Origin of the sequence: Proteus sp. ZN5, from assembly GCF_011046025.1 — a bacterium.
Classification (GTDB): domain Bacteria; phylum Pseudomonadota; class Gammaproteobacteria; order Enterobacterales; family Enterobacteriaceae; genus Proteus.
On the sequence record NZ_CP047639.1, the window covers coordinates 713708 to 734287 of the forward strand.

At 39.4% G+C, this 20580-nt stretch carries 20 protein-coding genes; 5 read left to right on the forward strand and 15 right to left on the reverse strand.

Annotation, left to right across the window (positions count from 1 at the left end; genetic code table 11):
- Positions 1 to 349: 349 nt before the first annotated feature.
- Together GTK47_RS03295 and yihI are read right to left on the reverse strand one after the other, a co-directional pair.
- Entirely contained in the window at positions 350 to 1795 is a 1446-nt protein-coding gene (locus tag GTK47_RS03295; RefSeq protein ID WP_165122131.1) for a DUF4026 domain-containing protein, read from the reverse strand.
- 225 nt (positions 1796 to 2020) lie between these two features.
- Complete coding sequence (gene yihI, locus GTK47_RS03300) at positions 2021 to 2518, reverse strand: Der GTPase-activating protein YihI (RefSeq protein WP_165122132.1); 498 nt, start codon at positions 2516 to 2518, stop codon at positions 2021 to 2023.
- Positions 2519 to 2706: 188 nt separating this feature from the next.
- On the opposite strand from yihI, the gene GTK47_RS03305 reads away from it, so the two are divergent.
- Together GTK47_RS03305 and GTK47_RS03310 are read left to right on the forward strand one after the other, a co-directional pair.
- The gene (locus GTK47_RS03305) at positions 2707 to 4179 is read left to right on the forward strand and encodes a glycosyltransferase family 39 protein (RefSeq protein WP_165122133.1); all 1473 of its coding nucleotides are present in this window, start codon (positions 2707 to 2709) and stop codon (positions 4177 to 4179) included.
- A 2-nt stretch (positions 4180 to 4181) separates the two neighbouring features.
- On the forward strand, positions 4182 to 4730 hold the full coding sequence (locus GTK47_RS03310; protein WP_165122134.1) for a GNAT family N-acetyltransferase: 549 nt from the start codon (positions 4182 to 4184) through the stop codon (positions 4728 to 4730).
- Positions 4731 to 4779: 49 nt separating this feature from the next.
- On the opposite strand, the gene GTK47_RS03315 is transcribed toward GTK47_RS03310, so the two are convergent.
- Positions 4780 to 5091 (reverse strand): monooxygenase, encoded by a 312-nt coding sequence (locus GTK47_RS03315; RefSeq protein ID WP_165122135.1) that lies wholly within the window; start codon positions 5089 to 5091, stop codon positions 4780 to 4782.
- Positions 5092 to 5171: 80 nt separating this feature from the next.
- Positions 5172 to 6530 (reverse strand): NCS2 family permease, encoded by a 1359-nt coding sequence (locus tag GTK47_RS03320; protein ID WP_075671246.1) that lies wholly within the window; start codon positions 6528 to 6530, stop codon positions 5172 to 5174.
- Between the two features lie 303 nt (positions 6531 to 6833).
- On the opposite strand from GTK47_RS03320, the gene GTK47_RS03325 reads away from it, so the two are divergent.
- On the forward strand, positions 6834 to 7130 hold the full coding sequence (locus GTK47_RS03325; protein WP_109408979.1) for a DUF1778 domain-containing protein: 297 nt from the start codon (positions 6834 to 6836) through the stop codon (positions 7128 to 7130).
- Positions 7108 to 7620 (forward strand): GNAT family N-acetyltransferase, encoded by a 513-nt coding sequence (locus tag GTK47_RS03330; protein WP_165122136.1) that lies wholly within the window; start codon positions 7108 to 7110, stop codon positions 7618 to 7620. Before GTK47_RS03325 ends, GTK47_RS03330 begins: the two co-directional genes overlap by 23 nt.
- A gap of 56 nt (positions 7621 to 7676) precedes the next feature.
- Here the strand turns inward: GTK47_RS03330 and GTK47_RS03335 are convergent, their stop codons facing one another.
- The 11 genes from GTK47_RS03335 to greB form a co-directional block, all read right to left on the reverse strand.
- The gene (locus GTK47_RS03335) at positions 7677 to 8429 is read right to left on the reverse strand and encodes an amino acid ABC transporter permease (RefSeq protein ID WP_165122137.1); all 753 of its coding nucleotides are present in this window, start codon (positions 8427 to 8429) and stop codon (positions 7677 to 7679) included.
- 1 nt (position 8430) lies between these two features.
- Positions 8431 to 9168 (reverse strand): amino acid ABC transporter permease, encoded by a 738-nt coding sequence (locus tag GTK47_RS03340; RefSeq protein ID WP_165122138.1) that lies wholly within the window; start codon positions 9166 to 9168, stop codon positions 8431 to 8433.
- 106 nt (positions 9169 to 9274) lie between these two features.
- On the reverse strand, positions 9275 to 10114 hold the full coding sequence (locus tag GTK47_RS03345) for an ABC transporter substrate-binding protein (RefSeq protein WP_165122139.1): 840 nt from the start codon (positions 10112 to 10114) through the stop codon (positions 9275 to 9277).
- A 215-nt stretch (positions 10115 to 10329) separates the two neighbouring features.
- Positions 10330 to 11064: a phosphate signaling complex protein PhoU gene (gene phoU / locus GTK47_RS03350; RefSeq protein ID WP_165122140.1), complete on the reverse strand. Its 735-nt coding sequence runs from the start codon at positions 11062 to 11064 to the stop codon at positions 10330 to 10332.
- 14 nt (positions 11065 to 11078) lie between these two features.
- Positions 11079 to 11855, reverse strand: coding sequence for a phosphate ABC transporter ATP-binding protein PstB (gene pstB / locus GTK47_RS03355; protein WP_088494316.1), 777 nt, complete (start codon positions 11853 to 11855; stop codon positions 11079 to 11081).
- Between the two features lie 29 nt (positions 11856 to 11884).
- Positions 11885 to 12787: a phosphate ABC transporter permease PstA gene (pstA, locus tag GTK47_RS03360; protein ID WP_165122141.1), complete on the reverse strand. Its 903-nt coding sequence runs from the start codon at positions 12785 to 12787 to the stop codon at positions 11885 to 11887.
- A 1-nt stretch (position 12788) separates the two neighbouring features.
- On the reverse strand, positions 12789 to 13748 hold the full coding sequence (gene pstC / locus GTK47_RS03365) for a phosphate ABC transporter permease PstC (RefSeq protein ID WP_165122142.1): 960 nt from the start codon (positions 13746 to 13748) through the stop codon (positions 12789 to 12791).
- A gap of 77 nt (positions 13749 to 13825) precedes the next feature.
- Complete coding sequence (gene pstS, locus GTK47_RS03370) at positions 13826 to 14866, reverse strand: phosphate ABC transporter substrate-binding protein PstS (protein ID WP_075671260.1); 1041 nt, start codon at positions 14864 to 14866, stop codon at positions 13826 to 13828.
- 214 nt (positions 14867 to 15080) lie between these two features.
- A complete protein-coding gene (envZ, locus tag GTK47_RS03375; RefSeq protein ID WP_165122143.1) occupies positions 15081 to 16421 on the reverse strand; it encodes a two-component system sensor histidine kinase EnvZ in 1341 nt (446 codons plus the stop codon).
- The gene (gene ompR, locus GTK47_RS03380) at positions 16418 to 17140 is read right to left on the reverse strand and encodes a two-component system response regulator OmpR (protein WP_036933800.1); all 723 of its coding nucleotides are present in this window, start codon (positions 17138 to 17140) and stop codon (positions 16418 to 16420) included. Before ompR ends, envZ begins: the two co-directional genes overlap by 4 nt.
- A 149-nt stretch (positions 17141 to 17289) precedes the next feature.
- Complete coding sequence (gene greB, locus GTK47_RS03385) at positions 17290 to 17769, reverse strand: transcription elongation factor GreB (protein WP_165122144.1); 480 nt, start codon at positions 17767 to 17769, stop codon at positions 17290 to 17292.
- Between the two features lie 181 nt (positions 17770 to 17950).
- Here greB and GTK47_RS03390 point away from each other — a divergent pair, with 181 nt between their 5' ends.
- Positions 17951 to 20290: a Tex family protein gene (locus tag GTK47_RS03390; RefSeq protein WP_165122145.1), complete on the forward strand. Its 2340-nt coding sequence runs from the start codon at positions 17951 to 17953 to the stop codon at positions 20288 to 20290.
- The last annotated feature ends 290 nt before the right edge of the window (positions 20291 to 20580 follow it).

The following is a 20580-nucleotide window of genomic DNA, read 5'->3' on the forward strand; positions in this document are numbered from 1 at the left end:
ATTAACACGTATGAGAATTCACACAATAATAGTCAGGGTAATTATAATAAATATTTTTAATGCTAATGAGAATTATAATTATCCTTATTGGGTATAATTTAGCCTAGTCTACGCTTATCTACACTTGATTTAAATCAACCAGAGAAAAGATATTGGGATGAAAATAGGCTGTTTACCTTATCTGTTACTAGACAAAAACAAAATGTGAAGAGTTGAAATGTCAACGTAGCAACAAAATAACAATCAGTTAATGATGTTAACGGGTAATAATATAAAAGTAGATTTCAAGAATATGGAGATCGCGAGCTTAAGTAAAAAGCTCGCGTTGTCATGATGAAATACTCGCTAATTAGTGAGTTTGTTGGTGGCTAAAAAGTTGGTAAATATTGTTAGGGGTATAACTATCATCTTCATATGAAACAACCCAATCTGTTATTAATGCCGTGTTGATAGGGTAGGTTTCACCTTCTTGCATATCCTCAACATAAAACGGCACATTGAGTAATTTTGCATAAATGGTATCTCCATCACGAGATTGCGGTACAAACCACATATGCTCTAGCTCTTTTTCTTCCCCTTCACCATAAGGAATACCGAACTTGATCATAAACTGCCAAGGGTTTTCGGTATCTTCAGGTTTGTCTTTTCCTAATAACTTAGAGAGGAAACCACTTTTTTTCTCAACAGGCGGTTGATTGTAGTTATCAAACATAGAAACGAAGTATTCCCAGCGTCGCTTGGCTTTTTCAGACATCTCGTAGGTTTCTTCATTACTGCGCAGTAGCATCATCGCTTGTTGTTCTTCATAACCTCTAAAGAAGGTTTCTAAAACTGGGTTTTCTTCATTGGTTCTAAATAGCATGGAAGATGGATGTTGATGATATTCATCGCGATCGGCTAAATCACCCAAGAAAATGCCATTTGGTGCGCCTTCAGTGTCATAACGCATTTCCTCTAAAGGTCTAAGGCTTTTAAGCGGTGTTGATTGATTAACATGGCGAATGCCTTCTTCAAAAGGTAAGGCGACAAGATACTCCAAGCCTGATGATGTTTGACCACAAAGCATCGGTTCACCAAATTCAATTTGGCGATGATTAATACTGTTGTTAACAAAGCAACGGAAGAGATCAGGAATGCCATAGTAAGACTCAAGCATACTTGGAATAACTAAATCGACTTCGGTTAAACCACAGCGTGCTAATCCATGAGTGTGGAACCAGAACATGGTTGGTGGATCATTTTCTGTGTCATAGACAGCATGAATAACATATAAGCTTTCTACTTCAGGATAGAGGTCTGGGGTCTCTAATTGAAAGCGGATCCACTCAGGTGTTAATGCTTTGCCTGCCGCTGATTCATCTAATGCTAAGACCATTTCAGGTGCGATAATATTCAAAAAATTCAATTGATGGCGATAGCTGGCCAAAGGATGCAAGGCTTCAGTAAAAAGTGTTTCTAATAATAAATCTTGCGTTGTGGCATTCGCATGTGCGAGTAGTTGTGGTGTGAGTTCGTCAGTCGAATACATTGGACGTATTTCGTAATCTTCATCACGAGGATAAAGACAGACAAAAAAATGTAACTCGTCATCACCCTGCTGGCAACGATAGAAAAAACCGTCATCAATATTTTCACTTAGATAATTGATTTCACCATCAGTGTAATCAGTTTGTTCTTCTAGGCGTTGCTCAATAAGCGCATAGTTTAGTGGCTGTGCAGGAAAAGCCACTATACGAGAGGGTACTTTTTCTCCTTGCCCGGCTGCGATATTTAAGTACTGCTGTCTGTTATCCATGTTTTTTATCACTCGTATATTAAAGATAGAAAAATAGAATATCAGGGATAACAAGAGAGGAATAGATGGAGTTATCTGAGCTTAAGGTGGTTAATTAATCTATTGTTAATGGTGAGGATTAATGAAAAATAAAAAAGTGAATACCTTATAAAAAACAACGGATATCAATAAGTTATTGATATCCGTTAGATGTAAGGCAATTAAGGCGAATAACGAGCCTTTTGATTATTTACCTTTTAGTAATTGCATGATGTCTTCAGTTTTTTCTTCATCGTCATCATCTTCAAACTCAATACCTAGCTCAACCATTAATTCGTCAATGCGATCAAGGGTTTTCTCAGTATAAGCCTGTTCTTCTGCATTGAGTTTTTCACCGTTTTCAAGACGAGACAGTAATTCATCTAAACGTGTATCGTTTTCTAACAGGTCTAACTCTTGTTCAGGCGTTAAACGAACTGGCTCTGCTTTAACTGGCGCAGGTTTTTTCTTCACAACTTTTGGTGCATCGCCCACAATCAGAGGGATCGGTTTTTTGCTACCAATGCGCGGATCTTTCGGCGCTGTATTTTTAGCTTGCTGTTTATTTTCCGCTTCCTGCTGACGGTTACCGGCAGGATTGCCACGGTGTTTTTTTTGACGTTTACGTTCACGTCCTTCCGCGTTCAGCTCTTCACGCGATTTCTTACGTGCTTTAGCTGCGGGCTTTCTTTTAATCATATTCATAATGGTAACTCGATAGTGATCTTCTTGGTTGCGCAATCTATCAGAAACAAATTTTCAATAAAAGCGCAAATTTAAGACAATTTAATTTTTGCTCACGTACAATGTGCGGTTCGTTTCACTATACTTTACTGTGTTGTGACATCAATTAACGACTAAACTAAATTAATTAACTTAAATTTCTATTTATTATGACATTATCATCTGCGCAATTACGTAAACCAGTATATTGGTGGGTTATTGGTTATGCGGCAATTTGGATCTTAGTGAGTTATCTTTTTGACCCTACAGTGCCTTATGATGCCGTAGAGGCTGTCAACTGGGGCACTAACGGAGGGTGGGGCTCCCCTAAAAATCCTTGGTTTGTTGGCTTTATAATGACACCTGCCATTTACGGCGGTATTGATTTTAGCTTTTATTGGTATTTTATCCACTTTATTGTCATTGCCGTTGGGCTATTGGGAGTTTGGAACTTAGCCTATAAGTTGACACAAAATACTAACTTAGCTTGGTTTGCTATGTTGGCGCTTAATTTATCTGGCGTTATCAACTTTGATATTATTCCTTATAACGATAACTATATTCTAGTTGGTTGTTGGGCATGGGCGTTCTATTTTTTCCTTTGTGCTATTAATGACAATCAAAAATATTGGATTGGTTTTGCGATTACGATGGGTATTGCCACAATGGGAAAATATTCATCATTAGCTTTTATTGGTTCTGTATTTTTATCAAGCCTTTTTGTGCCTAAAGTTCGAGCAAGTTATTGTTCACCTTATTTCTATTTAGCGTTAGCTATTTGGTTTGCTTTTGTTATTCCCAATTTTATTTGGTTATGGCAAACCGATTTTGCCGCTTTTAAGTGGGTCGATTCACAAATCGAAAACCGTTTTAATTTACGTACCACTCGTGCTGCACTCACTGTTTTTTACCCTGTGATTTTAATGTGGGGGATTTTACGTTTTTATGGTGGACGTGTAAGTTGGTCTGCTTCTAAAGATAGCCAATTACTCAATTTTATTTTTCTGTTTCCATTAACGATTATTTTTATTTGGTTTAGTTTTCATGAAGGGGGGCGTATCAGTGAGTGGTTACAACCCTTTATGTCGATTACGACTGCACTTTTTGTCGGCTCAATTAGTGTCATGCCCAAACGTTCATTACGGGGGGCATTGTATGGTTTAGGCGTTTTCGGGATGTTGGTTGTTTCTGGTTATACTGTTGTTCAAGCTGCTAATGTGCGTAATGCAGGTCAAAAATTTATTGGTGTAAAAACCTTTGTGCAAGATGTTGAGCAAGCTTGGTATCAGCATTATCACACACCACTTGTATATGTGGGTGGCGAGTATATGCATGAATGGGTCACTTTTTATGGCAAAGATAGACCATTATCTTCACAGCCTTGGATATTAGAAGCGAATGTGCAGCCCCCTAATATTTATAATCGACATATTACACTTCAACAATTAGAAGAAAAAGGTGTCGTATTGATCAGTAAAGTTGGCTATTACTGTGAGAAAGCACATTTTGATGAAGGTTTAAAACACTGGCCGAGTTTAAAAATAGCCGATACTCAAGAGATAATATTTCGCGCTGAGCCCGATGCTATTGCCGAGCCAGTTTGTATTGCGTTTGTGGCGCCAAAAACACATAAGGAAAAGTAGAGATGCGTTACGCTGATATTCAGGTTGAAACAGAAAGATTAAGGTTACGTCCTTTTGAAATGGGGGATGCTGAAGATTGGTTTAAGATCATGAGTTCACTTGAAGTGACGCGCTACTGGAGTCATCTTCCTTGGCAGTCACTGCAAGAAGCGCAAGAAGATATTATTCAAGATATCACGCATATGGAAAGAAAAGAGTATCTGCGCTTAGCGGTGATAGATAAGGCAACAAATGCACTGATGGGCATGTGTGTTTTCTTTAATCATTACCCTAATTCACGACGTGGCGAAATTGGGTATTGCCTTGATACTGCTTACCAAGGTAAAGGCGTTATGAAAGAAGCGATGCTGGCGTTTATTGCATATCTTCAAACACATCTATCTGTTCGTCGTCTAGAAGCAGATATCCATCCCGATAATAAAGCATCGGCTGCATTGTTAGCGAAATTAGGTTTTGAGCAAGAAGGGTATCTAAAACAGCGTTGGATAGTCGGTGATGAAGTTTCTGATTCTATTGTTTTTGGTTTGTTGTTGCCCACAATAGCTGAATAATTACAGAAAATAGAAAGGCACAAGTGGCATATAACACTTGTGCTTTTAGCTACTTAGCCAAAAACGAGGCTTGATTTTTTAAGCTTAAAGCTTGGTTTACTGCAAAAATATCACCACGTACTTCAGGAATACCAAACGATTTTAATCGAGCGCTGTGTTTCTCTAAATAAGCTTGAGCATTTTCTTTTGAATCAAAAAGATAAATCCCGCCCGCCTTTTGGGTTTCTTTATTTTCAGTCCAAATTTTCCAAATAAAACCAGGTTCTTGGTTGATTGATGCAGATAATGCATCCATAGCTTGTGTCATTTCATCATCGAAAGGACCATGATAAGGAAAATCTACTTGTAGAAGTACGTGCATAGTCACCTCTTTTCTTATAAAAAACGGCACGTTATTGGTGCCGTTTTGTCTGTATCATGATGATCTTAATTTATTGAATATTAGAATAAAGAATTCAAATCAATCACATGAGTATCAATCAGCAATATTTTTAAAATAAATAGCAGTGAAACAATCACGACACATAGATTAATTTCTTTCCAGCGGAAAGTACCCACTTTCATAACACAATAAGCAATAAAGCCTAGTGCGATACCTTCGGTAATTGAGAAGCTAAATGGCATCATAACTGCGGTGATAAAAGCAGGAACAGATTCTGTTAAATCATCCCATTTCACGCGTGTAAGGCTGGATGTCATTAATACACCCACATAAATCAGTGCCCCTGCTGTTGCATAGCTTGGCACCATACCTGCTAGTGGTGACAAGAAGATAGCGAGTAAGAACAGAATACCCACAACAACGGCAGTTAAACCTGTACGACCACCAACTGAAACCCCGGAAGTACTTTCGATAAAGGCTGTTACAGAAGATGTTCCCATTGCAGAGCCTGCAACAGAACTTAAGCTGTCGACATATAACGCTTGTTTCATTCGTGGAAACTTGCCTTTGTCATCAGTTAAACCTGCTTTATCAGTGACACCAATTAATGTGCCTGATGAGTCAAATAAGTTAACCAACATAAAAGCAAAGATCACGCCAGAAAGACCGATATCTAAGGCACCCATAATATCAACTTTACCAACAACGGTTGTGATAGAAGGAGGAACAGCGAAGATACCTTGATATTGAACATCACCTAAAAGAAGACCAATTACAGTGGTGATAACAATTGAGATAAGAATTGCGGCATGAATATTACGAGCAGCAAGAATAGCGATAATAAAAAAGCCTAATGCACCTAATAATACGTTATGAGAAGCAAAATTACCGATAGTAACGATGGTATCGTTGTTAGGAATAATAATACCGGAGTTTTTTAAGCCCATCATGGCGATAAAAAGACCGATACCACTAGTAATACCAACACGTAAACTCAGTGGAATATGGGCAATTATCCAGTAGCGAATACGAAAGAGAGTCAGTAAAAATAGCCCTACTGCACCCCAAAAGATTGCACCCATAGCAACTTCCCATGAGTAGCCCATAGCACCAACGACTACGAAGGCAAAGAATGCGTTTAAGCCCATTGCAGGCGCAACGGCAATAGGTAGATTTGCCACTAATCCCATTAAAATACTGCCGAAAGCCGCAATTAAGCAGGTCGTCACGAAGACGGCTTTGATATCCATATTGGCAGCAGCAAGAATTTGAGGGTTAACGAAGATAATATAAACCATCGTTAAGAAAGTCGTGATACCCGCAATCAGTTCGGTGCGAGCGTTTGTGCCGTGTTCTTGTAGCTTAAACAGGCGTTGGAGCAAACCCTGTGATCCAGAATTTGGTGATGACATGCTCATAGACAAAAGATCCCAAAAAAAATGTTTTTCGCTTTATCCTACACAAATAAAACAATGACTGCACCTAAAAAAAGTAATCGATTGCGTAGGGCGCTACCGTGAAGGTATCAAAAATGGACGGAGATATTTAATAAACTAAGTTTAGTTAGTGCTAATAATTGCATGGTGTCAAAATGGCACATTTCATTTACTTTGTTAAAATTTGATCATATTATCTTGCTTGAAAAGTGAGCTGTTTTGAAGTTTTACTAGTCTTATAAATAACAGCTATTAAATAAGTTTTAATAAAGAGGTGGAGGAATTATGCCTACTTTATCAAATGAAAGGATCACAACGCGTATTAGTCCCGAAATGAAAATTTTGTTAGAAAAGGCTTTATCATTATCAGGTTATACGAGTTTAAATAGTTTTATTGTACAAGCAGCTATTGCTGAAGCTAAACGGCTAATCGAGCAAGATATGCGTATTAAACTTTGTCAGGAAGACGCTTTAGATTTTATTAATGCATTGGAAAAACCAATCGAAATAAATGATCGCTTCCTTCGTGCCGCGCGCAAGCATAAGGAAACAATTCTTGATGAAAATAAGTCCTCTGAATAAAAAAATACATGATAGAACATCTTTTGATTGTGGCGATAAAACACTTAATAACTACTTGAAAGCAATATCCAATCAACATCATGAAAAAGATTTAGCACGTACTTTTGTATTAACAAGTGAAATCGAGCCTACAAAAATTAAAGGATTTTATTCATTAGCATTGTGTACTATCGATTTAGATGAATTACCGCAAGAAATCGGGAAAAAATATCCCAAAGAGCTCTATTGTGTATTAATCGGGCGGTTAGCAATTAGTCAGCAGTATCAACGCCAAGGTTTAGGGGCTATTTTATTAGTTGATGCTGTAAGAAAGGCAATAAATTCATCAGGTAATATTCCAATACCCATGATTATCGTAGATGCAAAACATGATATTGCAAAAAGTATGTATCAAGGATTAGGTTTTTCTTCATTTAGCCAAAATGAATATCGTTTATTTATGACTATGGCGAATGCTAAAGCGGTAATAAGTCTAGTTGATAATGAATAAATTAATTATAAAGAGACTAACTTATTTTATTAAAACAATAAGTGAGTCTCTTTTGTTTATCCCACTTCTTTCTTAACAAATGATTGTTGTTTAAACGGCAACACCATTTGCCAAAAAGGGCGTTTCTCTTTTTGTGTTGAGAATAATTTAGCCACTCTATTGGCAATAATTTCCAATGAAAAACAGAGAATAAAATAGATAAAAGCAACGAATAGAAAAACTTCCATTGGATAAACCATACTGCGGTTATTTACTTGGGTCGCTAAGAAAGAAAGCTCACCCACACCCACTACATAAGCTAGTGAAGTATCTTTAATTAAGGCTATCCACTGATTAATAAATGAAGGCACCATCATGCGTAATGCTTGTGGTAATACGATATACCACAACACTTGCCAGCGATTAAAACCTAACGATAACCCTGCTTGCCATTGCCCTTTTCCAATCGCCAAAATACCAGCTTTAACACCATGCGCAATATAAGACGATGTAATTAAAGCTAACGCACAAATTACGGTGGTGATTTCAGGTATTTCCATCCCTAATACAACAGGCAATAAAAAATAGACCCAAAATATCAACATAATGACGGGAATTGCGCGGAAAAAACCTAAAAAAGCCGCAAAAAGGTTAACCCATACGCCCCTAAGCATAGCCAAAGCAATGCCACCTAGTGTACCTAAAATAATTGATGCAATACCTGCAATGATACTGATAAATACGGTTAGTGCTGCACCTTCTAACGGCCCGTCAGGATAAGCACCAAAGAGTAAGTACTGCCAGTTATCAGCAATAACAGTAAAGTCCATATTAATACCCTTGTGCTAGTTTACGTTGCTGATGCCATTGTCCCCAAGCTTCCATCAATGCGATTGCTGTAATATAGAGAACCGTTGCAACGCCAAAGGCTTCAAAGGTACGTAAAGACTCTGTTTCAACTTGTCTTGATGCGTAAGAAAGCTCCGCAACACCAATAGCCATCGTTAGTGATGAATTTTTTATCACATTCATGTATTGACCCAATAAAGGGGGCAGAGCAATACGAAAGGCTTGGGGTAAAATCACATAACGCATAGATTGCCATTGTGTTAGACCTAATGCCAAAGAGGCATACTTTTGCCCTTGTTTAACACCTTGAATTCCGGCTCTTAGCTCTTCGGCAATAAATGGCGTTGAGTAAAATGTCAGACCCACAATGCCCGCTAAAAACTCAAAAGAAGGCCAAGAAAGCGTTACACCTAAAAATGCAATCTCATGAGGCGTGTTTAACCATATCATGGCGCTTTGTGGCAGAATTTCGCCTGATGCGAAATACCAAAAGAATAACTGTACTAACAGCGGAGTATTACGAAACAGTGAAGTATAAGCCGTGGCTAACCAGCGTAATGGTGCAAAAGCGCTATCTCTTGCAGCACTAAGGGCAAAGCTCATTAATGTTGCAATGACAATAGTCCAAAAAGAGATAAGCAAGGTGATTAGAAAACCACTCCAAAGCCAACTTAAATAGTGTGGCTCAAGAAGGTAATGTGAAAGAAATTGCTCAAACATATAATAGGCCTATTGTAGACACCAAACCCCGCAAAGGCGGGGTAGGTGTTTTAATAAAGGAATAACTTTGTTTTGATGAAAGAAGAAAGTTATTACGCTTTAAAGATCAAGATTGTGGTGTTTGCTCTGATAGTGGGGCAAATTTAAAGTCACCACGAGGTTGAGCCGATTTTGTTTCAGGGCCAAACCAACGATTGTAGATCTCGTCTGCTTTACCTTCTTTTTCCAATCTTAATAGGGTGTTATTGATTTCGTTAATTAAACGCTCTTCACCTTTAGCTGCTGCAACTGCTTGGTATTCACGGGTGATGCTAAATGATGACACTTCAAAATCGGCTTTAATGGCATCAGGAAGATTTGCTAATAAACCGACTAATTTTGCATCGTCTTGTGTGATAGCTTGTACGTTACCGTTACGTAATGCAGCGAAAGCCAGTGGTGTATCGTCATAAGAGATAACTTTGGTGTCAGGATAGCGTTCACGTAATGTGATTTCTTGAACAGTGCCTTTATCAGCCCCAATACGCAGTGAGTGAATTTGTTCTGGGTTAGTTAAAACACCCTTACGTGCAATAAATTTTTGTCCAGTTGCAAAGTAAGGAACAGAGAAGTCAACTTGCTTAGCGCGTTCATCGGTAATGGTGAAGTTAGCTGCGATTAAATCGACTTTTTTAGAGCTTAAAAGTGGAATACGGTTTGCTGGATTTGTTGGACGCAGTTCCACTTTCACACCTAGATCTTTGGCGATTTCATTGGCGATATCTGCATCATAACCTGCGAGCTTTTTGGTTTGAGGATCAATAAATCCAAACGGAGGATTACTGTCAAAAATCGCGATACGTACTACACCTGCTTTTTTTATATCGTCGAGCTTATCTGCTTTTGCAATACCAGAGAAAAGCACAGAGCCTGCAATTAATGCGGTTGCCAAGACACGTAATTTCATTATTCACCCCAAAGAAAAGAATTATCATCGTTATGTTGGATATCACGCTATCAAGTTGATCTAAGTTCATAAAATAATAAAAATTGATATGGATATGCTTTTAAGGAATAAGGTGAGGAAAAGTATTGAGCTAGAACGGTATTAATTTATGAACGAATAAAAAAAACAGCGACATAAGTGCCGCTGTTTTGAAGAGAAGAAAAAGAGAGAGAAATTTATTTAGAGGCGTTGCTATCGCCATTTTTTGTTAGCATTTTTTCTACTTGGTCGCCCCCTAAATGGCGGAAATCATGACCTTTTACATAATAGAAAATAAACTCACAAATGTTCTGACAACGGTCGCCAATACGTTCAATAGAACGCGCACAAAATAGTGCTGTTAGCACACTAGGAATGGTGCGAGGATCTTCCATCATATAAGTCATTAATTGACGGACGATGCCTTCATATTCGTTATCAATTTTAGCGTCTTCACGATAGATACGTACTGCTTCATCCAAATCCATACGCGCAAACGCATCAAGAACATCGTGAAGCATCTGTATAGCGTGTTGGCCTAAAGATTCTAAGCTCACGAGCAGTGGTTGATGCTGGTGTGAAAACTTTTCAAGTGCGGTTTTACAGATTTTTTCAGCAACATCACCAATACGTTCTAGCTCAGCAATCGTTTTTGATATCGCCATAATTAAACGTAAGTCACTCGCTGTTGGCTGGCGTTTAGCAATAATTCGCATACACGCATCATCAATGGCGACTTCCATCATATTGACGTTATGGTCACCTTGAATAACTTCATTTGCTAATGCTTGGTCTTGATTATGCATTGCCATAACAGCTTTTTTCAGTTGCTCTTCAACAAGCCCACCCATAACCATCAGCTCAGTACGGATATGCTCTAACTCAGCATTAAATTGACCAGAAATATGCTTATTGTGATTTAAATTATCCATTTATTGCCTCGTTATCAGCCATAACGCCCAGTGATGTAATCTTCAGTTTGTTTTTTCGCAGGACGCGTAAATAACGTATCCGTATCGCTAAATTCAATTAACTCGCCTAAATACATAAATGCAGTGTGATCAGAACAACGAGCCGCTTGTTGCATGTTATGTGTCACGATAACCACGGTATATTCTGATTTGAGTTCACTGATAAGTTCTTCAATACGACCTGTTGAGATTGGATCAAGTGCTGAACAAGGCTCATCAAGTAATAAAACCTCAGGGCGAATAGCGATACCGCGTGCTATACATAAACGCTGTTGTTGACCGCCAGACAGACTATATCCACTCTGATGTAATTTATCTTTGGTTTCGTTCCATAATGCGGCTTTAGTCAAAGCCCACTGAACACGTTCATCCATATCAGCGCGAGACAATTTTTCGAATAAACGTACACCAAAGGCAATGTTGTCATAAATCGACATCGGGAATGGTGTTGGCTTTTGGAATACCATTCCGACTTTGGCGCGTAATAGCGCAATATCTTGTTTATCTGTCAGGATATTGTTGCCATCTAGCAGAATTTCACCTTCTGCACGTTGTTCGCCATAAAGTTCATACATTTTATTAAAAGTACGCAGTAAGGTCGATTTACCGCAGCCAGAAGGGCCGATAAATGCAGTCACCTTATTTTTGGCAATATCTAAAGAGATATTTTTCAGCGCATGGAATTTACCGTAGTAGAAGTTCAAATCACGAACTTGAATTTTATTTCCTGCGTTATCATTAGCCATAATCATTCAACGTCTCTCTTGCTTAACTTTCTGCGTTAACCGTGCTTGCGTTTAGCAAATAGCACGCGCGCGATAATATTGATAAATAGAACACAGAGGGTGATAAGTAATACGCCAGCCCAGGCAAGCTCTTGCCATTCTGCGAAAGGACTCATGGCGAACTTAAAGATAGTCACTGGTAAGTTAGCTATCGGTTCGTTTAAGTCTGTGCTCCAGAATTGATTTGATAGTGAAGTAAATAACAGTGGCGCAGTTTCGCCTGCGATACGTGCAATCGCTAATAATACACCTGTGATAATGCCTGATACTGAGGCTTTTAAGGTGATTTTAGAGATCATCTTCCACTTTGGTGTTCCTAATGCATAAGCGGCTTCGCGTAAGCTATCAGGTACTAACTTCAACATATTTTCAGTGGTGCGAATAACGATAGGAATTTGCAGTAACGCTAATGCGATAATTCCTGCCCATCCTGAAAAGTGCTGCATCTGTGCGACAACAATGGTGTAGACAAAGAGCCCGACAACAATTGATGGCGCTGACAGCAAGATATCGTTAATAAAACGAGTGGTTTCAGCAAGCCATGAACGACGACCATATTCAGCAAGATAAATCCCTGCAAGAATACCAAGTGGTGTTCCAATCACCGTTGCCCATAAAATCAATAATCCACTACCGACAATGGCGTTAGCTAATCCACCACCTTCCGTATTAGGTGGCGGAGTCATCTCTGTGAAAAGGGCTAATGACATACCATCAAAGCCTTTGGTGAAGGTGGAGAATAAAATCCACGTTAACCAAAAAAGGCCAAATGCCATAGTTGAGACAGATAAAAACAGTGCGATACGGTTTTTTTGACGACGCCATAGTTGGCGTTTATGGCGTATACGCAGTTCGCTTTCTGTTTGAACTTGTAATGAAGAAGAGGATGTTTTAGACATATCAGCGCGCTCCTTCATTTCTTGATAAACGTAATGTCATAAACTTAGAAATCGCAAGGACAATAAAGGTGATGACAAACAGGATAAGCCCTAATTCCATTAATGCAGCGGTGTGTAATCCTGTCTCTGCTTCAGCAAATTCGTTCGCTAATGCAGACGTGATACTGTTACCCGGCATAAACAGCGAAGCAGAGTCTAATTGGTAGGTATTACCGATGATAAAGGTTACCGCCATGGTTTCACCTAAGGCGCGTCCTAATCCCAACATCACACCACCGATAACGCCATTGCGGGTATAAGGTAGAACGATATTCCAAATCACTTCCCATGTTGTACAGCCAATGCCGTAGGCAGACTCTTTCATCATGACAGGCGTCTGTTCAAACACATCACGCATAACAGAAGCGATATAAGGAATAATCATGATAGCGAGGATCACACCCGCCGCTAAGATACCGATACCAAAAGCAGGGCCAGAGAAAAGCTCACCAACGATAGGAATAGAAGAAAGCACATTGCCTACTGGCTCTTGGAAATAGGTTGCAAAGAGCGGTGCGAAGACAAATAGCCCCCACATACCATAAACAATACTTGGAATAGCTGCGAGTAACTCAATAGCAATACCTAACGGGCGTTTTAACCAGTTAGGGGCTAATTCAGTTAAGAAAAGAGCGATACCAAAACTGACAGGAACGGCAATAACCAGCGCGATGATTGACGTTACAATGGTGCCGTAAATAGGCACTAATGCACCGAATTCCTGCGCAGGAGGATCCCATTCTTTTGTCCATAAGAACGAAAAGCCAAATTGTTGAATACTTGGCCATGAAGCGAAAATCAGTGAAACAATGATACCTGTTAAAAGCAAAAGTGTAATCAACGCAGCTAGACGAACCAGTGCGCTGAAAATAACGTCCCCTCGTTTACTAGGGGCCTTTATTACCGTTGTATGCTCGGCCATAAAGCCTCTTTTAATTTATTACCCCCTGTTTAGCAGGGGGTGAACGTTAACTTATCTCTTAATGGTTACCGATTTTATTAGTAAATCGGTTTACCATTACTGTCTTTAATGCTTGTTTTCCATGCGGCACGAATTTGTTCTACAACTTCGACAGGTAATACGGCGTAATCTAGATTTTTCGCTTCTTGATTACCTTTGTCGTAAGCCCAGTTGAAGAAATTCAGTACTTCTTTACCTTTTTCTGCATTTTGCTGTTTTTGATGCACTAAGATAAAGGTAGTTGAAGTAATCGGCCATGCATTTTCACCTTTCTGGTTAGTTAGGTCTTGTGCAAAGCTTTTGCTCCAATCAATTTTTCTTGCTGCGGCACTAAAGCTATCTGCTGTTGGTGCAATTACTTCGCCGTCAGCGGTGACTAATTTAGTATAAGCAAGGTTGTTTTGTTTCGCGTAAGCATATTCAACATAACCAATTGAACCCGGTACACGTTGAACGAATGCGGCGATACCATCATTCCCTTTTCCACCTAAGCCTGTCGGCCACTTAACAGTCGAGCCAGCGCCGACTTCATCTTTCCATGCGCTATTTACTTTTGATAAGTAGCTAGTGAAAACGAAAGATGTTCCTGAACCATCAGCTCGGCGAATAACCGCGATATTCTGGTCTGGTAATTTTACGCCCGGATTGAGTTTGCTAATGGCAGGATCGTTCCATTTTTGGATCTTACCTAGATAGATATTACCGATAGTATCGCCGTCTAAGGTCAGTTCACCTGATTTGATACCAGGAATATTGACTGCCATAACAACGCCACCAATTACGGTAGGAAATTGGAATAAACCATCAGCTTGTAATTTTTCGTCTGTTAATGGTGCATCAGAAGCACCAAAATCAACAGTATTTGCATTGATTTGTTTAACACCACCAGAGGATCCAATGCCTTGGTAGTTAATTTTGTTACCCGTTTCTTTCTGATAGGAATCTGCCCATTTAGCATAAACTGGGGCAGGGAACGTTGCGCCAGCACCAGTCAGCGAGGTCGTTGCCTGTGCAGAAAGAGCGGTCATTGAAAACGCAGCGGCAATGACACTAGTCAGGGTGGTACGCATCAGTTTCATAATCCCTCCTGTGGGATAGGTAGAATAATTTTCGACATCTATCAACTTCGGTTACGGTACGCACAGACAATAGGTCAGTTTGATGACAATTAAATGTCTTAATTGTGACAGTTTTATGACAAAGCAAAAAAATGATGAAATATTTATAGGAGGAGAGAAATTAGAATGGAAATGGTGTAATAAAAAAACACTTCAATATTTGAAATAGAGAGGATTAATCATCCTCATCTTCACGCGCTTTTAATGGGAAATTAGCTCGAATTAATAATCCACCTTTAACGCTATCATCAAGCTCAACATAACCACCATGAGCCTCCATAATACGACGAATAATGGATAATCCTAAACCCGCACCTGTTGAGCTTCGTGCTTGTTCACCTTGAACAAAAGGTTGGAAAAGGCGTTGTCTATCTTCTTGTGGAATACCGGGGCCATCATCTTCAACTTGGAACCAAGCATATTCTTCATTTTTTCCACTTGAAACGCTTATCCAACCATTGCCATAGCGAGTGGCATTCACGACCATATTGGCAAGTGCTCGTTTTACCGCAATCGGGTTAGCTGTGATATTAATGGGTTCAGGATGAAGATGTTCTTCACTGATTTTTCCTGAATTAGATTCGGCTGAAATGACTTCTTGCAAGAGATTGTTCATATCACACAGCTCTAAAGACATCTCTTTACCTGTGCGCATATAGTCTAAGAATTGCCCAATAATGGCATCACAATCTTCAATATCTTTATTGATAGAGTCTGCGAGGTAGCTATCTTCGGGACTCATCATTTCAGTTGCCAGGCGAATTCGAGTCAATGGCGTACGCAAATCATGGCTGACACCTGCCATAACGAGTGTTCTATCATTATCTAATGAGCGAATTCCTGATGACATCTGGTTAAAGGCTCGAATAATTGAGCGCATTTCAGAAGAGCCAGATTCAGGAATAGGTGGAGGAATAACCCCTTTTCCGATGCGGCGCGCTGCATATTCTACTTCATTTAGTGGGCGATTTTGAAAACGACTATAGAGCCAGAAAAATGCGACAACGATAATAATAAAAATAATCGCTTGTCGATAAACAGGGAGTAAGAAATTTTGTCCTAATTCAGTCAACGGAACACGTATCCAAAGCGAGGGAGACATATGCGTATTGACCCATAAAACAGGGTATTCCAGCGTATTCTCGATCCAAATTTCGGTTTCCCCCCCCAGATATTCAGTCATCTGTTCACTTAATTCATCATCTATTTTTGCCCAATAAAGCCCTTCTTCAAGTGCTGCTTTTTTATCAAAGAAAGAAATGCCTAATTCGTTATAGATTTTATTGCGTAAAGCAGGGGAGATTTTTAGCGGAGTGCCATCAACGAGGATCAGTTCTTCAGGCATCAACGTGCGTATTTCATACGCTAATACTTTATTAAATTGCTGAAGGCTTGGCCCAACAATAAGGTGCTGCACAACGATATAACTGGCTATCAAGCTAAAAAAAAGTAGCGAGATAACCAGAAATAAAGAACGTGTTAGTTTATTGTGAGGGGAAAGCCTCAGCCTTCTCATTGAGCGCTGGTTCCATCAGGAACAAAGACGTAACCAAGACCCCAAACCGTTTGAATGTAACGAGGATGTGTTGGATCTTCTTCAATCATGCGACGTAAACGAGAGATTTGAACGTCAATTGAACGCTCCATCGCACTGTATTCTCGTCCACGAGCAAGGCTCATTAATTTGTCACGAGAAAGAGGCTCACGAGGATGAGATACTAGTACTTTCAATACAGCAAACTCACCACTAGTCAGAGGCATATGCTCTTCTTCGTGGAACATTTCGCGTGTACCAAGATTTAACTTGAACTTACCAAAAGAGATAATGGCGTTATCTTGTGACGGTGCGCCCGGTAATTCATTTGCTTGACGACGAAGAACGGCGCGAATACGTGCCAAGAGTTCTCTTGGGTTAAATGGTTTTGAGATGTAATCATCAGCACCAATTTCAAGCCCAACAATTCTATCAACCTCTTCCCCTTTTGCAGTCACCATAATAATTGGGATTGGGTTGTTTTGGCTTCTTAAGCGGCGGCAAATAGATAGGCCATCTTCACCAGGAAGCATTAAATCGAGCACAATAAGATGGATAGATTCACGAGTGAGCAGACGATCCATCTGATCGGCGTTTGCAGCAGTACGGATTTGAAAACCCTGCTCTGTCAAATAGCGCTCTAAGAGTGAACGTAGACGTAAATCATCATCCACGATTAGCACTTTATAACTTTCTTGCATTTTTTAAGCTCCCGAAGTGCAAATGCTTTTATTAGTGAATTCTATCATCGATAAGAATATTAAACCAAAACCAAAGAATAAATGTTAATAATTTATAGATAAAACTTGTTCATTAGCCTCAGGAAAGGGTATAAAACTATTTATTTATCTTATTCCGAATAATATTTGATAGATAATACGCAGTAATTAACTTCACCACCTGGTGTTTGCACACTAATTTCATCATCAACTTGTTTACCAATAAGCGCTCTGGCAACAGGGGAATCAATAGAAATCCACTGTTTTGCTGGATCAAACTCATCGGGACCCACAAGCCTAAAGGTTTTGACATTTTCGTCATCATCTTCAAGCGTGACCCAAGCACCAAAATAGACTTTTCCTTCTTGGCGAGGATCAGGGTCAACGATTTTTAATTCATCAAGGCGTTTTGATAAAAAACGAACACGTCTATCAATTTCACGTAATCGCTTCTTTCCATAAATATATTCAGCATTTTCTGAACGGTCGCCTTGTGCCGCTGCTTCTGAAACCGATTGTGTAACACGCGGGCGCTCTTCTTTCCAAAGATATTTTAGCTCTTTGTCTAAGGCATACCAGCCATCGCGAGTAATATAGTTACTTTTTGCCATTACGAATAAAAACTATCATCAACATTGAATTTCATAAAGGTACTATAGCGTGAATGTTAAAATAATCTGTTAATTTCCTCATAATTGTCGAGCTAGATGGGAAATTTGCCAAATTTTTTTAGTGCTCTGCGTGTATAATAGCCATCTTTTTTAACTATTCCTCTCGGTAGGTAAATATTTTATGAATGAATCATTAAGCCGAATTATTGCAGATGAGCTCTCGGTTAAGCCCCAGCAAGTCCTTTCGGCCATAACGTTACTGGATGAAGGGAATACGGTGCCATTTGTTGCCCGTTATCGTAAAGAGGTCACCGGCGGATTAGATGATACGCAATTACGTCAATTAGAAACTCGCCTCGGTTACCTAAGGGAACTCAATGATCGCCGCCAAACAATTTTAAAATCAATTGAAGAACAAGGAAAGCTAACGCCCGAATTACGTTCTTCAATTAATGAAACTCAAAGTAAAACAGAGCTTGAAGACCTCTATCTTCCTTATAAACCTAAGCGCCGTACTCGTGGTCAGATTGCGATTGAAAATGGATTAGAACCCTTAGCGGATTTACTGTGGAATGAACCACAAAATAATCCAGAAGAAGCGGCAGCCGCTTATATCAATACAGAAAAAGGTGTTGATGATACGAAGGCGGCTTTAGATGGCGCGCGTTATATTTTAATGGAGCGTTTTTCAGAAGATGCTGGATTATTGGCGAAAGTTCGTCAATATTTATGGAAAAATGCGCATCTTGTTGCCAAAGTGATTGAAGGCAAAGAAGCCGAAGGGGCAAAATTTAGTGATTATTTTGATCACCATGAGCCTATCGCGAATGTTCCCTCTCACCGCGCATTAGCGATGTTTCGTGGTCGAAATGAAGGGATCCTTCAATTATCACTCAATCCTGATCCACAATTTGAAGAAGCGCCTAAAGAGAGCTACGGTGAACAACTGGTCACGGAACATTTAGGATTACGTTTAAATAATCAACCCGCTGATAGCTGGCGTAAAGCTGTTGTTAGTTGGACTTGGCGCATTAAAGTTTTAATGCATATTGAAACAGAATTGATGGGCCAATTACGAGAAAAAGCGGAAGAAGAAGCGATTAATGTTTTTGCTCGTAATCTTAATGATCTACTGATGGCGGCTCCTGCTGGTATGCGTGCCACAATGGGGCTTGATCCTGGTTTACGCACCGGTGTTAAAGTTGCGGTTGTTGATAGCACTGGTAAATTAATTGCCACAGATACAATTTATCCACATACAGGACAAGCTGATAAAGCGGCGGCAAGTGTAGCTGCGTTGTGTATTAAGCATAATGTTGAACTAGTGGCGATTGGTAATGGTACGGCATCTCGTGAAACAGAGCGCTTTTTCGCTGAAACAGTAAAACGTTACCCAGAAGTGAAAGCGCAAAAAGTGATTGTTAGTGAAGCAGGTGCATCGGTGTATTCAGCATCAGAGCTTGCGGCTAATGAATTCCCTGATTTAGATGTTTCTATTCGTGGTGCGGTTTCTATCGCGCGTCGCTTACAAGATCCATTGGCTGAACTTGTAAAAATCGACCCTAAATCGATTGGAGTTGGTCAATATCAGCACGATGTTAGCCAAACATTATTAGCGAGAAAACTTGATACTGTCGTTGAAGACTGTGTGAATGGTGTTGGTGTTGATTTAAATACAGCATCAGTACCGTTATTAACGCGTGTTGCAGGGCTTAGCCAATCTATTGCTCAAAATATTATTAGCTGGCGTGATGAAAACGGTCGTTTTGTTGATAGAAAACAGCTGCTCAAAGTGGCGCGTTTAGGGCCGAAAGCCTTTGAGCAATGTGCTGGTTTCTTACGTATTCGTGATGGTAAAAATCCACTAGATGCCTCAACGGTTCACCCTGAAGCGTACCCAGTAGTTGAAAATATTCTACAATCTACACATCAAAAAATTGATGATTTGATGGGCAATAACGCTCTAATTTCACAAGTAGATGCTAGAGCATTTATTACAGAGCAATTTGGTTTACCAACAATAAATGACATCTTAAAAGAGTTAGCAAAACCGGGACGTGACCCACGCCCAGAGTTTAAAACCGCAACCTTTGCTGAGGGTGTCGAAACGATGAATGATTTAGTCAGTGGCATGATCCTTGAGGGAACTGTGACTAACGTGACTAATTTCGGTGCATTCGTTGATATTGGTGTACACCAAGATGGTTTGGTTCATATCTCTTCTTTAGCAGACCGATTTATTGAAGATCCACACACAGTGGTGAAAACCGGGGATATTGTTAAAGTTAAAGTTCTTGAGGTTGATTTAGCTCGTAAGCGCATTGCACTGACTATGCGTTTAGATGAAGTTGCAGGTGATAGTGATAAAAAACAATCATCATCAAATAACACGAATTCAGCTAGAAACAACAAAGGGCAGAAACCAGCTCGCAATAACCGCCAGCCAATAAATAATGGTAATAATGCGGGAAATAGTGCAATGGGTGACGCTTTAGCTGCTGCATTTGGAAAAAAACGCTAATAGTGCATTTATTGCTACCGTATTAGTCGGTAAAAAGTGTGAAAATAGTGAGCGTGATATAACTAATATTGGTTATATCACGTTTTTTATTACACATTATTTAGATGTTGCTTTTAGATAAAGATATTTATAAGAATTAATTAAATAGCAACGTAATACAAATTCTTTTTCATTTTTTATAAGTTTAATTTTAAACTGACTTAAGGGATATTGATAAAATAATAGATAAAGCATTCTCTATTTTATCTCTATTTTTATTTGTTATTATTTTTATCACCCATCGTCTATTC